13 protein-coding genes are annotated in these 14,604 nt (G+C 40.8%); 4 read left to right on the forward strand and 9 right to left on the reverse strand.

Annotated elements, in window-relative coordinates:
- Positions 1-7: 7 nt before the first annotated feature.
- From K1X56_07555 to lpcA, 4 genes are all read right to left on the reverse strand, one after another.
- Complete coding sequence (locus K1X56_07555; GenBank protein MBX7094557.1) at positions 8-826, reverse strand: hypothetical protein; 819 nt, start codon at positions 824-826, stop codon at positions 8-10.
- On the reverse strand, positions 826-1,473 hold the full coding sequence (locus tag K1X56_07560) for a hypothetical protein (protein ID MBX7094558.1): 648 nt from the start codon (positions 1,471-1,473) through the stop codon (positions 826-828). Before K1X56_07560 ends, K1X56_07555 begins: the two co-directional genes overlap by 1 nt.
- Before the next feature lie 68 nt (positions 1,474-1,541).
- The gene (locus tag K1X56_07565) at positions 1,542-3,086 is read right to left on the reverse strand and encodes a YifB family Mg chelatase-like AAA ATPase (protein ID MBX7094559.1); all 1,545 of its coding nucleotides are present in this window, start codon (positions 3,084-3,086) and stop codon (positions 1,542-1,544) included.
- Between the two features lie 12 nt (positions 3,087-3,098).
- Entirely contained in the window at positions 3,099-3,665 is a 567-nt protein-coding gene (gene lpcA, locus K1X56_07570; protein MBX7094560.1) for a D-sedoheptulose 7-phosphate isomerase, read from the reverse strand.
- Positions 3,666-3,766: 101 nt separating this feature from the next.
- Here lpcA and K1X56_07575 point away from each other — a divergent pair, with 101 nt between their 5' ends.
- The gene (locus tag K1X56_07575; GenBank protein ID MBX7094561.1) at positions 3,767-4,201 is read left to right on the forward strand and encodes a hypothetical protein; all 435 of its coding nucleotides are present in this window, start codon (positions 3,767-3,769) and stop codon (positions 4,199-4,201) included.
- A gap of 18 nt (positions 4,202-4,219) precedes the next feature.
- Positions 4,220-5,038, forward strand: a complete 819-nt coding sequence (locus K1X56_07580; GenBank protein ID MBX7094562.1) for a hypothetical protein — start codon at positions 4,220-4,222, stop codon at positions 5,036-5,038.
- A gap of 48 nt (positions 5,039-5,086) precedes the next feature.
- On the opposite strand, the gene K1X56_07585 is transcribed toward K1X56_07580, so the two are convergent.
- Both K1X56_07585 and K1X56_07590 read right to left on the reverse strand, forming a co-directional pair.
- Complete coding sequence (locus K1X56_07585) at positions 5,087-6,130, reverse strand: tryptophan 2,3-dioxygenase (protein ID MBX7094563.1); 1,044 nt, start codon at positions 6,128-6,130, stop codon at positions 5,087-5,089.
- A 63-nt stretch (positions 6,131-6,193) separates the two neighbouring features.
- Complete coding sequence (locus K1X56_07590) at positions 6,194-7,042, reverse strand: hypothetical protein (protein ID MBX7094564.1); 849 nt, start codon at positions 7,040-7,042, stop codon at positions 6,194-6,196.
- A 117-nt stretch (positions 7,043-7,159) separates the two neighbouring features.
- On the opposite strand from K1X56_07590, the gene K1X56_07595 reads away from it, so the two are divergent.
- Positions 7,160-9,352 carry a CotH kinase family protein gene (locus K1X56_07595; protein ID MBX7094565.1) on the forward strand — a complete coding sequence of 731 codons (2,193 nt, stop codon included), beginning with the start codon at positions 7,160-7,162 and terminating at the stop codon, positions 9,350-9,352.
- Positions 9,353-9,415: 63 nt separating this feature from the next.
- Here the strand turns inward: K1X56_07595 and K1X56_07600 are convergent, their stop codons facing one another.
- Genes K1X56_07600 through K1X56_07610 form a run of 3 tightly spaced genes read right to left on the reverse strand, consistent with a single transcriptional unit; the run spans position 9,416 to position 13,404 of the window.
- Positions 9,416-11,251: a M2 family metallopeptidase gene (locus K1X56_07600; protein MBX7094566.1), complete on the reverse strand. Its 1,836-nt coding sequence runs from the start codon at positions 11,249-11,251 to the stop codon at positions 9,416-9,418.
- A 55-nt stretch (positions 11,252-11,306) separates the two neighbouring features.
- The gene (locus tag K1X56_07605) at positions 11,307-12,338 is read right to left on the reverse strand and encodes an AMP-binding protein (GenBank protein MBX7094567.1); all 1,032 of its coding nucleotides are present in this window, start codon (positions 12,336-12,338) and stop codon (positions 11,307-11,309) included.
- Between the two features lie 19 nt (positions 12,339-12,357).
- Positions 12,358-13,404: an o-succinylbenzoate synthase gene (locus K1X56_07610; GenBank protein MBX7094568.1), complete on the reverse strand. Its 1,047-nt coding sequence runs from the start codon at positions 13,402-13,404 to the stop codon at positions 12,358-12,360.
- 81 nt (positions 13,405-13,485) lie between these two features.
- Between K1X56_07610 and hisB the strand changes: the two genes are divergently transcribed.
- Positions 13,486-14,598 carry a bifunctional histidinol-phosphatase/imidazoleglycerol-phosphate dehydratase HisB gene (gene hisB / locus K1X56_07615; GenBank protein ID MBX7094569.1) on the forward strand — a complete coding sequence of 371 codons (1,113 nt, stop codon included), beginning with the start codon at positions 13,486-13,488 and terminating at the stop codon, positions 14,596-14,598.
- The last annotated feature ends 6 nt before the right edge of the window (positions 14,599-14,604 follow it).

Raw genomic sequence — 14,604 nt, forward strand, 5'->3', positions numbered from 1 at the left:
CACTGAATTAAAATAGCTTCAATTTTATGCCGAGACTAAAATAAAATCCGCGGACATCTGCTTGTACTTTGTTTTCTTTATTTTCGAAATCGTAGCTGGTGGAATTATTCATATAGCTTTGATAATCTTTTGGAAGAATTTCGAAATCGGCATCTCCACTAAAACTAACCAGTGCAGAATTGGTATACATTTTCTCTTCTAAAAATGATCCTCCCATACTAAAGCGGTAATTGATTTCGGAGAATATGACAATACCGGCTCCTTTACTTTTGCCAATGGAAAATCCCATTTGAACCCCCGGCACGCCGATGAAAGAAGTACCCGAATAGGTTCCGTTCAGAATTAATTCTGTCCCCCTGCTAATGGTTCCGTTTGGATATTCGAAGGATGAAATCAAATCGTGATTACTTAATCCAATTCCGAAATAGGCGGTAAAAAATCCATTTCCCTCTGCCATTCCATAGCCTACGGGACAATAAAATTCATTGACGCGCATGGTAAAATTTCGTGTTCCGTTATTCAGTTTTGCAAAGGCATTACTTTCCATGCGTGCGTGACGAAATCCCAGATACATACCACCAAACATATCCCAATAATCACTTTTGGGCGCAATCAGGTCGATGCCCCAGCTCAGTCCGGTGGCCATTCCTAATCTCATGCGCGATTTTAGAACGTTGTTTCCAAGCAGTGCTTCATATGAATTGCCAAATGCTCTAAAATCTTTGCTGGTGTGGTTTCCTATTGCTCCCGAAAACGAAAACAAAATCTGTGCTGACGAAATGGAGACAACAATCGCTAGAACTATAGAAAGAATTATTTTTTTCATTAGTCGTCATGCTTTAACATGAATGAAATACTGATTCCGAAGTTGGTGGACATAAACTGATATGCTTTTGTTCCATCGTCCAGTAATAAATCGGATACACCAAAAAATTGAAAATAGGGTCGGAATTGAATTGGTTTAAGATCGTACACCGCATAGAGTGAAAAGCCATTGAGGATATCCGGAAAATTGAACATCTTCGACCATCCCTCACCATGTTTTTTCCATCGTATCCGAAATGCTCCCATATCATATCCAATTCCGATTCTCGGATTTTTGAAAACGGAAACACCCATCGTGAATGAACCGATAATGCGTTTCAGTTTTGCCGAATAGGTTCCATATCTGTCGCCAACGGTTCCTTCATTTTTGGTTTTTGAAACTTTGCGCATATAAACAAAATCGAACGTAATGGGAAAATCATTGTCTAAATGTGCCGATAAACCCATATTAAAACCTAAGAGGTAATTGGGCATGGAGAAATCTTGGTTGAGATAAACTTTGTTTTCGTATGCAATATGATCGAAATACGAATCTCTCCGAACCGGACTAGCGATGGTTGCACCCAGAGTGATACTGGATTGGGCATGCGTTTGAAACATGGAAAGGAGTAACGACAAAATCGTTATTCCTGATTTTAATTTCCTCATTCGCTGATTGAATTTGATTCAAATTTAAACCAGCGATGAATCGGAAAAACTACGGTAAACAACCTATTTTATCCAGCCCAGTTTTCCCGGTCGAGACTTCGGTATTGAATGGCTTCGGCAATGTGTTGGGTTAAGATGGAAGGCGATTTGTCGAGGTCGGCGATGGTTCGTCCCACTTTTAAAATGCGGTCATAGGCACGTGCCGATAATCCCAGTTTATCCATGGCGGTCCGCATTAATTGTTCACTGGCATGATCTATCCTGCAGACATCGCGCAATGTTCTGCTGCTCATTTGTGCATTGCAATAAATTCCATTTAATTCTTTGAATCGTTCTTCCTGAATTTTTCTTGCATCAATAACACGTTCTCTAATTGGTCTGCTTGCTTCACCGGGTGATTTGGACGATAATTCATCATAGGAAACCGGTGTTACTTCAATATGAATATCGATACGGTCGAGGAGGGGACCGCTGACTTTATTGAGGTACTTCTGAACGGTTCCGGGAGGACAAACACATTCTTTTTCGGGGTGATTAAAATATCCGCATGGACAGGGATTCATTGCTGCCACCAGCATAAAACTCGCAGGAAACTCAACCGCAAATTTCGAACGTGATATAGATACTTTCCGGTCTTCTAATGGTTGACGCATTACTTCGAGAACCGTTCGTTTGTATTCCGGTAATTCATCTAAAAACAATACACCATTATGAGCAAGCGATATCTCCCCCGGTTGTGGAAATCCACCACCACCAACAAGTGCAACATCCGATATAGTGTGATGAGGAGCTCTAAATGGTCGTACTGTAATCAGCGAATCGTTTTTGCTTAGCTTTCCGGCCACCGAATGTATTTTGGTGGTCTCTAATGATTCCTCAATAGAAAGTGGAGGCAAAATGGTACACAATCGTTTTGCGAGCATGGTTTTTCCTGCGCCGGGGGGACCAATTAAAATAATGTTATGTCCGCCCGCTGCTCCGATTTCAAATGCGCGTTTAATATTTAATTGTCCTTTTACATCCGAAAAATCGAAATCGTAGGCATCAAGTTGTTCATAGAATTCGCGACGAATATCCACTTGTGTCGATTCTATTTTTTGTTCGCCGTTAAAAAATGCTATCACCTCGGAAATGTTTTCTACGCCGTAAATCGCAAGCCCCTCTACAATAGCTGCCTCTCTTGCATTTATTTTCGGAAGAATGATTCCTTTAAATCCATCTTCCTTCGCTTTAATGGCTATAGGTAAGACTCCCTTTACAGATTGAAATCCTCCGTCGAGTGATAATTCGCCCAATAGAATATAATCTGATATTTCCTCATGAGGAATTTGTCCCGATGCAGCGAGTATGCCAATGGCAATGGATAAATCGTACGACGATCCTTCTTTACGGATATTGGCGGGAGCAAGGTTTACCGTAATTTCTTTTCCGGTTGGAATTTTATAATCCAGGTTTTTAAGCGCTGCACGGATGCGTTGTTGACTTTCCTTAACGGCAGAGTCGGGTAGTCCAACCATATGAAAATACACCCCTCCTCCGTGAATATTTACTTCGATGGTGACAATAGTCGCCTGGATGCCAACTACGGCACTGCCAAATGTTTTTACCAGCATGTGAAAATAGATTTAGATGTTTTGCTCGATATAATCAATCAGAGCATGAATCACTTTAATGTGAATTTCCTGAGCACGGTCGGCATAAGGAAAATGTGGAGCACGAATTTCAACGTCGCAAAGTCCATTCATTTTACCACCGTCTTTTCCGGTTAAACCGACCACCTTCATTCCATTCGCTTTAGCGGCTTCAATCGCCCTTAGCACATTGGAAGAATTGCCGGAGGTAGAAATCGCTAGTAATACATCTCCTTTTTTACCAATCGATTCGATATAGCGGGAAAAAACAAATTCAAAACCATAATCATTTCCTACACAGGATAAGTGAGATGGGTCGGAAATGGATAGCGCGGGGATTGATTTTCGGTTATCACGGTACCTGCCGGTGAGTTCTTCTGCAAAGTGCATGGCATCACACATGGAGCCTCCGTTACCGCAGGAAATGATCTTCCCGCCGGCTTGAATAGAGGTCGACATTAAGCGGCCTGCCTCAGCTATGGCATGAAAATTGTTTTTATCGGCCATGAAAGCTTCCAGGGCCTGTTGAGCTTCAGCAAAATGCTGTTCGATGCGGTGAATACTCATCAGCTTGATTTTGTGAGGTAAAGGTAGTGGAAGAATAAGTTATTACAAATAGAAAAAAATAAGTAGATTTACTGTTCGATAAAACCAATACAAACATGAAAAACAGCTTACTAGCACTCTTGTTGTTCGTTGTTGCCGCGCCGGCCTTCGCTCAGCAACCCAAAAAAGAGTTAACCTGTTATGAGGCTTACAAAAAAGAATTCGATGAACGCGGAGCTTATACGGTTGACGATGGTAAATACACCGGTGTGGTCATTTCTATCATTACAGCAGAAGGAACGGATTGCGTTTTCGGTAAAGCCCAGGTTGAAGGTGGAATTGTTACCAATATCTGGCTACAGTATGAAGACAATACCTACGATTTTCTGGATCGTAAATACATCGGTTCTAAATCAGTAAAAATCAATAATGGAATTACGGATCCACTGAAAACAACAGCTGGTGAAACAATTTATGTGATTTTCGTTGATAAAATCAAACCGAAAAAGAAACAGCTCAAAAAAGTTACGGGTCCTACCACCGGATTCTGATTATAAAATCTCAAGCGTATGCGCGTTAAATTCGGACTACTCTCGCTGATTGTTCTAAGTGCCTTGGGCGTTGAAATCCTTTCGTCTTTCTCCACCGGAATGAAAAAATTGCCGGATGATGAGAAGTATAAGGTCATTAAAGTAAACGGACAAATTCTGGTTAAAAAATCAGGAAAGCCTTTGAGCACAGGTGATGAGTTACTGGCTTCTACACCACTCGATTTTAAAACCACCGATTCCAGAGCTGCAGTTATATCACCCACTAAAGGTCGGTTTGTATTAACAGCGCAGGCAGAAACCGGTAAAACCAATCTGGTACCCGGAATGAATAATGTATCCAGCAGAAGTGGTGCTTTGATCAATGTGATTGATTTGAAAAATCATTTCTCCGGAGATTATTTAATTCTGGATCACTGGAAATTGAAAATCGGAAATGAAGCTTTCCCACAGAGTGACAAGAACTTTTTCTTTCTTCGGTTTACCTACAACGGAGAAACCATCAACAAACGCCTGAAGCACGATGGTGATTCTGTTATTCTGGAAAGAAGTTCAATTTTTTCTATCGACAATAAACCTGTTGATGAAATTCAGAAACTCGAATGCGGATTGTATTATCGCAAATCGGAGACCAATGAGAATGTAAGCATCGCCAGCTTTAATGCAATTTTTCCTGCACTAAAAGATCTAACCGGTGAAATTCAAATTGTGCTTGATAATTGTGCCTCCAAAAAAACGGCAGAGAAAATAGATGAAGTTTCTGCTTATCTCAATGAGTTTTATGGCAAAACAGATCGCGATAATCTCGTGAACTGGATGAAAGCCAATCTGAAATATTAATTGAAAATAACAAACAATAAAAAAGCCCTCAGCAATGAGGGCTTTTTTTTATGAATGAAATCCGAGTCGTTTTTCCATCTCGGAGCTCAGCCTGGGAAGTTTATTTCCTTCGATGAGGAATGAAGTTAGTGCAGCGACTTCTTTATAGATGTAGTGTTTATCCATCGCATTTTTAAGGTAATCTTTTCCTGAAGATCCACCTGTTCCGGTACGCGTACCAATGATGCGGTGCACCATGTTCATGTGACGGAATCGCCAGGTGCTTAATTGCTCATCCACTTCGAGCAAGAGGTTTAACAGACGGAATGGTGTTTGAAGCATAGGATAGCCTCTGTACAACATGATAAATAGTGCTGCACGACTAGCTCTTGCCGATAGTTGGCGCTCACCGGTGGAATTATCGGAGAATACTTCGTAAAAATGACCGAGATTATCGCGTTCACCTTCTACCAGACTTTTGGAATAAAGATTTTTAAAATCGCTCCAGAAGATATGCTGACCATCCTCTTCGGGGAATAAAGACTGATACGATTTCCACAAACTTTCCTCTTCGAAAAAAGGCATGCGCTCCAGCCATTTATTGACTAATTCCAATAATGTAGGTTGCTCCTCTACACTTTTGATCAAGTCAACTTGTGCGGGACGCAATTGCGATACGTAATATTCTTGTCCGTAACGATGCTGGTATTTTAATCCAAGTTTCGCTTCAGTTACTTTGAATTGCCAGCTTTGAAAACCGGATGCGGGACGAAGCAAATCGCGGAAATCCAGAAAATCCATTGGCGTCATGGTTTCCATAATATCGATTTGGTGCACCAGCACTTTTAGAATGGTCACCATACGTTCCATCCGATGCACCACTTTTTGTAATTCCGGTGAATTATCGTTCAGAACGGGTTTATTCATAATAGCTGCCACCGAATCGATTTCGAATAAAATTTGCTTGAACCAGAGTTCGTAAGCCTGATGAATAATGATGAATAAGGTTTCATCATGTGCATCAATTCCCTTTTTACCGCTTTCGGTTTCTTGTGCGTTGAGGATTTTCTCCAGTTGAAGATAATCGCTGTAATGGACTCCGTGTTGACTCATAATCTAATTTGAAAGTGCTAATATAGGTGTAGTAGATGTAAAATAAATGATTTTTAGCAGGAATCAGATTTCATTTAGATGATAAAGGGTTAATCCTGCTATTGGGGATTCTGTAATTGTACCAAGGGTAAATCCGAGTTCATTGCACACATCGCGAAAAATATCTGCATAAAAAAATGCAATGGAACCCGTGGCATTTATACTCAGGTTTTTAATTTGATAATGCGAAATATGTTTGTTGAAAAAGGCGAGAAAACCTTCCTTCACCAGACGGTGCATGTAAGGATCTGCGCTATTTCGGTATACAAACGGAGAAAAAGAAGCCATGTAACGATTTGCCAGTGGTTCAGAATATATTTTCTTTATGATTTCATCTTTTTTAAGTGCGTATTCAGTTTTTAATTTTTCTGCTAAATGTGCAGGTAATTCGCCATATAAAAATGCCCGCAATACATTTTTTCCAATCCAGGCTCCACTGCCTTCATCGCCCAGGATGTATCCTAAAGATGGACGTGCATGTAAAATATGAAGACCGTTAAAATGACAGGAATTGGATCCGGTTCCCAAAATGCATGCAATCGCTTCCCGGTGACCGCATAATCCACGCGCGGCACCAAGCATGTCGGATTCTACCTCAATTACAGCTGCTGGAAATAAGGTGGATAAGCATTGAAATACGGGTTGACTCCTCTCGGTACTGGAACAGCCGGTGCCGTAATAGAAAATGGATTTTATCGTGTTGGAATCGGGAAATCCGGCGATGGAGAACAAGGATTGAATGGTGGTCCGGATTTGTGATTCGTCCTGAAGCAGCGGATGAATTCCAGGTGTGTTGAACTGAAGAATTTTTTGATCAGCCTTTACGAGTCGCCATGCTGTTTTGGTGGATCCGGAATCTGCTATTAAAATCATTTTCGTGGATGAAATTGATGTGGGTGTCTGCAATAAAACAAGTTCTGTCCAAATACCAATCCTTCGATTAATTCGGGGTGAACTATTTGTTAAATTTACGGGATTACCGCCGATTTCATGAAAAAAACAACGCAAATCTTATTGCTCTTTTTTGCACTGCAGCTGGGACTTCAAGCACAGAATATTAACCATTGGGAAAGTGCCGTAACCGAAACTTCTGCCTGCAAGTACATCGTTCCAAATTCAGGCACTTCCGCAAGCTGGATTCAAAACGGATTTAACGATTCCGGTTGGCAAAACGGAGTAAATGGATTAGGTTATGGCGATGGCGATGATAACACAGTGTTACCCAATGGAACGGTGAGCGTGTATAGTCGATTTTCCTTCAGTATTACAGATACTTCTCAATTGGAATACGCCGTGCTGCATGTCGATTATGACGATGGATTTGTAGCCTATTTAAACGGAACAGAAATCGCACGATCGAATATAGGAACGTCAGGAGTTCAACCCGCTTATTCCGATCTGGCTCCCGCAATTACAGAAGCGGTGTTGTATCAGGGACAAGTACCACAGGCGGTTTATCTCGACAAATTGCAATTGTCGACCCTTCTTCAGAATGGAACAAATGTACTGGCCATTGAAGTCCACAACCAAAGTGCAGGTTCATCCGATTTATCATCCATAGCGGTGTTAAGTTTTGGAATTAATACACCTTCAAATTTATTTTCTCCCACTCCCACCTGGTTTGTTGCGCCATTTGTTTTTTCATCCAGCAACTTGCCAATTATGGTGATTAATACCAATGGACAAACCATTCCTGATTCTCCGAAAATCACATGTGATATGGGGATTATTTACAATGGGGTTGGACAACGCAATCACCTGAGTGATCCTTTTAATGATTATAACGGACAAATCGGAATTGAGATAAGAGGATCTTCTTCGCAGATGTTTCCTAAAAAAGGATACGGATTTGAAACGCGCGATGCTATGGGTGCAAATTTGAATGTTTCACTCTTGGGATTGCCGGTAGAAAATGATTGGGTGTTGTATGCACCGTATACGGATAAAACATTAATGCGCAATTTTCTGACCTATCGTTTCGGAAGAGATTGCGAACGATATGCGCCCCGAACCGTTTTTATTGAGTTGGTGATTAATGGTGAGTACATGGGTGTATATATTCTCACCGAAAAAATTAAAGTTGATCAATATCGGGTAGATATTGCCAATTTATTACCGGGAGATATTGCCGGTGATGAATTAACAGGAGGATATATTTTAAAAATTGACAAGTTTACGGGAGGCGGACAAGCTTTTCAATCGGCATATGCCCCTTATGTTGGATCAACTCAACAAGTGAATATTTTATATCATGATCCGGACGACACCGATTTAATGCCGGAGCAAATGACCTATATTCAAAATTATGTTCATGCCTTTGAAGATGCGTTAGCGGGACCAGATTTTATGGATCCGCTTATTGGGGTAAGAGCCTATGCTGATTTAGGTTCTTTTATTGATTTTTTTATTGCAAATGAATTAACCCGAAATGTTGATGGTTATCGTTTGAGTTCATTCTTCTACAAGGATAAAAACAGTAATGATTCGCTTATTCATATGGGGCCGTTATGGGATTTTAATCTTGCTTTCGGAAATGCAGATTACTGCGATGGTGGATTAACTACAGGATGGGCGTATCAATTTTATCAGGTTTGCAGCTGGGACGGATTTCAGGCACCATTCTGGTGGGAGCGTTTAATGCAGGATTCCACCTTTACGCACGATTTAAAATGCCGTTATCTTGAATTGAGAAATACGGTAATGAGTGATATGTATTTATTTGAATTGATTGATTCCAACAGAGTGTATCTGGATGAATCGCAAAGCCGGAATTTTCAGAAGTGGCCCATATTGGGAACCTATGTTTGGCCCAATAATTATATCGGAGCAAGTTATCAGGATGAAATTGATTATTTAAAAACATGGATTCATGATCGTCTCGCCTGGTTGGACAATAACATGCCGGGAGATTGTTATGATTTAACCACTGCTGATTTGAATGTAGAGGAAATTCAAATTTATCCGAATCCCGGAAACGATGTGATTCATATTAATTCCGGTTCGTTCAATATGATTCAATTGGAATTAATGGATATCAACGGAAGAATTGTAAAATCGATTCCGCTTCAGCATGTCAACTTGTATCATTTGCAATTGGCTGAATTCAGTAGCGGAATTTATTTTGTAAAAGTTCATCTGGAAAATGAAATCGAATTCACACGAAAATTGGTGGTGTCGCGATAAATGATTTTCAGGAAATAAAAAAAGCGGGGAAATCTCCCCGCTTTTTTTATTTGAATGAATGCATTAGATTTTTTCAGGCAAGGTGTATTTGCGGCCTTCGTTTTCTTTTTTGAGGTAATCCATCAGTGGTGAGAAATAATTCACCATGGCACGGGCACTCATATCTTCTCCCACATTTTTTTTGAGATGTTCTCTCCAGTCCACCGAAGCTCCCGGATGCATGAGTTCCTTCAGGAATTTTCCAACTTCTTTATTCCCCCAATAGTTGGTGTTGTGCGGATCTTGTTTTAAAATTTTATTGGCAATATGTTCATGAAACTGGAACAATAAAATATTACTCATGGCATAATCATAATATTGAGCAGCATCGTCATTGATATGTGTTTTGGTAGCCGCATCGCAATATTCTTCTCCGCGTTCTGTAGGTGGAACAATTCCCTGATATTTTGCTACCAATTCCCACCATTTTTTGTTGTATTGATCCGCAGGTAATTTATTAGCGTATAATTCATATTCGAATTCCGTCATTACTCCTGCTGCCCATGGAATAACAACCACATAACTGAGTGCTTCTTTCAAGAGGACTTTTACCGAATCGGCATTCGCATTTTGGTCAATTAATCCACGTCCCTGTAAAAATGATTTTTGCATGGATGCAAGTCCAATCATCGTGCCGAAAGCTTCATGATAAGCACGATTTGCTCCATTGCGAAGGATAATCGGAACTTCCGGATTGGAGTATTCAAGGAAGTAATAAATATGTCCCAATTCATGCAATACCGTCTCCCACCATTCGCTATTGGCCTCTACACTCATGAGTGAGCGAACATCCTGATCGTTGTTCATGTGCCATGCCGATGCGTGGTTGTTTTTGCTATAGGTTGCATCTTTTGGAAGTGGATACAAACTCGATTTTTCATGAAAGCTTTTTGGTAATGCAGGGAATCCCAATGAAACATAAAAGGCTTCTCCTTCACTCATAATCCATTCCGGTGTTTTTTTATTGAGCGCACCTTCAACATCAAATCCTTCCACATCAATCATTGCTGTCCAGTCTTGTCCCCATCTGTTCGGTAACCAGTGTGCAGGTAACATATCGGGAACCGGTTGATTGTATTTTTTTGCCAGCTCATAACGTGCCCAGGTGTGGAGTTCGCGGTAAATCGGCCATAGGTCATTAATCATATCGTGACAAACCTTTCTTAATTCTTCGGTGCTCATTCCGTATTCAGAAACCTGATAAGCGAAAAAGTCATGATAGCCCAATGCTTCCACCGAACGATTGCGAAGGTCCTGCAGTTTTACGAGTCCTTCTTTTAATCCCTTACCAACTTCTTTACTGGCCGACCAAGCCTCGAGGCGTTTGCTGATATTTTTCTCCGATTTCAGAATACCTTCAATGTCGTTGGTGCTCACTTTTTTTCCGTCAATGGTATAATTGAATGAATAGAGTTTTTCGGTCTGTTCATTTTGTGCTTTAATCCGTTCTTTCACTACTTCACCGGCAGCTTCCGGTGATGATCCCGCCATGAATAAAATGTATTCTAATTGTCGGCGTTGAATATCGCTCAACTCTCCTTTTTTCTCGAGGTATTTTTTCGCTTTATCCGAATTCTCTTTTGAACCGACATATTTGCTCATGGCTTCATCGGCCTGACCCGCATTATAAGAGGCGGTGGTGTCTCCCGGAATAATTTTGGTTTGCATGGCCCACTGCGCTTCATTTTGTGCAGCCAGCAATTCCTGGAATTTTGCGTTGTATTCGTCCAGATATCCTTGAACTTCTTTTTGAAGTTCCGACGAACTTCCATTTTCTTGTTTTGGTTTTTCTTCTGAAGAAGAAGAGCAGGCAGAAAATAATACGATGGCTAATCCAGCCACGATCCATTGTTTTTTCATGGGCTTATAATTTGATGCTTAAAAATAGAATAAAGCAGACAGTAAGCACTGCCGTTCATGTATTTTTTTCAGGTAAAATACGTTTGATTTTTCCGGTTTCGGTCAACATGAAACTGTTTAACGATCTGATTTCCCGCGGAGCATTGTTTTTGCCCATGCTTTCACGAAGGTGATTGAGCAGGAGTGAGGTGGTGGTTGAGTCTGGTTGGGGACCTTCAACTACAAGGATAAGTTTTTGTCCCAGTTCAACATCCGCTGCTCCACACAGATAAAATCTGCGATCGTTTAGTAAGGGTGCGATTTGTTTTTCCAGTTCTTCAGGAACAAGTTTAATTCCTCCCGAATTAATGATGTTATCGTATCTGCCCAGCCATTTGAATTTTTTGAAGTCGACAAATTCAACTAAATCATTTGTCACAATTTTTTCATCACTAAGGTGAGCTGCTTCAATTACAAGACAATTTCTTTCGTCGGTGTAGGCGTTTACTCCTTTCATTAAGGAAAAGACTTCACTTTTGTCTTCTCCATTTAATTTTTGAATCGCCACATGCGTGATGGTCTCTGTCATACCATAAGTGGAATAACATTTTGTTTTTACCGGCTGAATTTGACGTATCAATTCAGCACTTGTTTCTCCACCTCCGATAATGAGTTGATCAATATTTTCGAGTTTGATTTTACTTGCGGGATCTGAGAGAATTCGGCTCACTTGCATGGGCGTCATGGCGCAAAAACCGAAGTGTTCGCTTTCATTTATTTTTTCGAGCGGATTCGAACTTGGTTCTACACTAATCAAATCCCATTCTCCAAGCATGGCACGGACCAACATTAATTTTCCGGCGATGTATTGGGTGGGTAAACATAACAGTGCACGCGTGTTTTTTTTGAGATTAAAATAAGAAATCGTCATTGCCGCACTGGCGAGCATTTTTTTCTTTTCGAGTAGGATCGTTTTTGGTGTTCCCGTACTGCCGGAAGTTTTTACTTCAACAACCAATTCATCATTCCACCATTGTTCAAGAAACATTCGTATCTGATCATCCTGAACAAGATTTAAATGTTGAGCATCAATCTTAATTCCGTTCAACAATAAATATGTGGTTGTATTATTCAAATGGATATTCGCGTTTACGATCCGGATGAAAATGTAGTTGTCCGTTTTTTACCTCGAGGGAGGATTCAAAATTATTGGTGTATAAAGCTCCGGTTCCGAGTCCTTGCGGTAAATTATTTTGTAGCGTGGCGGTCCATTGTGCTATTGCATTTAATCCAATATTCGATTCGAGTGCAGAGGTGATCCACCAGCCAATGTTTTTTTGTTCAGCAAGAGCAATCCATTCTTCCGATGAAATAAATCCCCCGGTTAATGAGGGTTTTAAAATAATGTATTGCGGTTGAATTTCATTCAGCAATTCTATTTTTTGAGGAAGCTGGGCTATTCCGATCAATTCCTCATCCAGTGCAATCGGCAGTGGTGTGTTTTTGCACAGTTCTGCCATGGATTTTAATTGTCCCTGCTTAATGGGCTGTTCAATCGAATGCAGTTCTAAACGCGCTAATTTTTCGAGTATTCCGGCGGCTTCATCCGGATGAAATGCGCCATTGGCATCGACACGGATTTCTATTTGTTCGGAGGTAAATTCAGATCGAATTTCTGAAAGTAGATGGTATTCATCTTCAAAATCCAGCGCTCCGATTTTTAGTTTAATGCAGCGAAAACCTTGTTCAATTTTTTCTTTCACCTGTGCCCGCATTTGCTCAATGGGTGCCATCCAAACCAAACCGTTGATGTCAATCGCTTTTTCTCCACGGGTAAATGCAGATGGAAAAAGTATGCCCTTTTGGTTTTTGTCCAAATCCAGCAATGCCTGCTCCAGCGCAAATCGCACGGAAGGGAATTCCAGTAAATCGTGTTGCAACCATTGGGGATTGTCGGGGGAGTTGCATACATCGGCAAGGATGTCCTCGATGTCGGATTCTTTTTCGGGACTTAATCCCCTCAGCCAGCCCACCTCGCCAATTCCTCTGGCGTGATTCATTTGGGTGTCCTCTAAAACCAGAAACCAGGATTTTTTCTCAGTAAGAATTCCTCTGGATGTCCCCGAAGGTTTCCTGAATTTGAGCACATATGGGAAAAAAAAGCCGCGGATCATGGGTGACAAATGTAAGATCTCTTAGGGCATTTTGATGCAAGCCGATGCGAAAGATTCTTATTTCTTGGTTATTTTTATCCTATGAAAGCTGTGTTATTTATCGATCGCGACGGCACCATTATCGTGGAGCCTCCTGTAACGTTTCAGATTGACGCTCTGGACAAACTTGAATTTGTTCCCGGGGTAATCGGTGCACTGGCCGATATTCGTAAGAATAGCGCTTACGTGTTTGCCATGGTGAGTAATCAGGATGGATTGGGCACGGCGGCTTATCCAAAAGAAAATTTTGAAGTGGTGCAGCAAAAGATGTTGAAGACACTGGAAGGAGAGTCGGTCCGTTTCGATGCGATTCATATTGATGAACATTTTCCGGAGGACAATCACCCAAACCGCAAACCCGGAATTGGAATGTTATCGCAATATTTTTCCGGCGATTACGATTTAAAAAACAGTTTTGTAATTGGCGACCGCAATACCGATATTCTTTTAGCAAAAAACCTGGGTTGTAAAGCCATTTTCATTCGTAATTACGATCAGGTGGATCCTTCACTTCGTGAATATGTTGCATTGGAGACTTCCGATTGGAATGAAGTTCGCAGGTTTTTATGCCAACCATCCAGAAGCATCCACCATCAGCGCAAAACGAAAGAAACGGACATTCACATTAACTTAAATCTCGATGGCACGGGTGAAGTGGAAATTTCTACCGGACTCGGTTTTTTTGATCACATGTTGGAACAAATTGCCCGTCACGGATTACTTGATTTAAAATTAAAAGCAAAAGGTGATTTACACATTGATGAACATCACACCATAGAAGATGTTGGTATTGCCCTGGGAGAAGCCTTTTATCTCGCACTGGGTGATAAACGCGGAATTGAACGTTATGGTTTTTGTTTGCCGATGGATGATTGTTTAGCACAGGTTGCACTGGATTTTGGAGGACGAGCCTGGATAGAATGGAAAGCCGATTTTAAGCGCGAAAAAGTGGGAGACATGCCAACGGAAATGTTTTTCCATTTTTTTAAATCCTTTAGCGATGCGGCAAAATGTAATTTGAACATTCAGGCAGAAGGCGTAAATGAACATCATAAAATTGAAGCCATCTTTAAAGCATTTGCTAAAGCCATAAAAATGGCCGTGAAAAAAGATCAGAATAAATTAGTTCTGCCCAGTACCAAAGGGATATTGTAATTAAGA

This window comes from Flavobacteriales bacterium (genome assembly GCA_019694795.1).
Classification (GTDB): Bacteria; Bacteroidota; Bacteroidia; order Flavobacteriales_D; family UBA2798; genus UBA2798.

Bases quoted from the DNA above. Each gene is read 5' to 3' on its own strand.
- K1X56_07555 (MBX7094557.1), bottom strand. From the start codon at position 826: ATGAAAAAAATAATTCTTTCTATAGTTCTAGCGATTGTTGTCTCCATT.
- K1X56_07560 (MBX7094558.1), bottom strand. From the start codon at position 1,473: ATGAGGAAATTAAAATCAGGAATAACGATTTTGTCGTTACTCCTTTCC.
- K1X56_07565 (MBX7094559.1), bottom strand. From the start codon at position 3,086: ATGCTGGTAAAAACATTTGGCAGTGCCGTAGTTGGCATCCAGGCGACT.
- K1X56_07575 (MBX7094561.1), top strand. From the start codon at position 3,767: ATGAAAAACAGCTTACTAGCACTCTTGTTGTTCGTTGTTGCCGCGCCG.
- K1X56_07580 (MBX7094562.1), top strand. From the start codon at position 4,220: ATGCGCGTTAAATTCGGACTACTCTCGCTGATTGTTCTAAGTGCCTTG.
- K1X56_07585 (MBX7094563.1), bottom strand. From the start codon at position 6,130: ATGAGTCAACACGGAGTCCATTACAGCGATTATCTTCAACTGGAGAAA.
- K1X56_07590 (MBX7094564.1), bottom strand. From the start codon at position 7,042: ATGATTTTAATAGCAGATTCCGGATCCACCAAAACAGCATGGCGACTC.
- K1X56_07595 (MBX7094565.1), top strand. From the start codon at position 7,160: ATGAAAAAAACAACGCAAATCTTATTGCTCTTTTTTGCACTGCAGCTG.
- K1X56_07600 (MBX7094566.1), bottom strand. From the start codon at position 11,251: ATGAAAAAACAATGGATCGTGGCTGGATTAGCCATCGTATTATTTTCT.
- K1X56_07610 (MBX7094568.1), bottom strand. From the start codon at position 13,404: ATGATCCGCGGCTTTTTTTTCCCATATGTGCTCAAATTCAGGAAACCT.
- hisB (MBX7094569.1), top strand. From the start codon at position 13,486: ATGAAAGCTGTGTTATTTATCGATCGCGACGGCACCATTATCGTGGAG.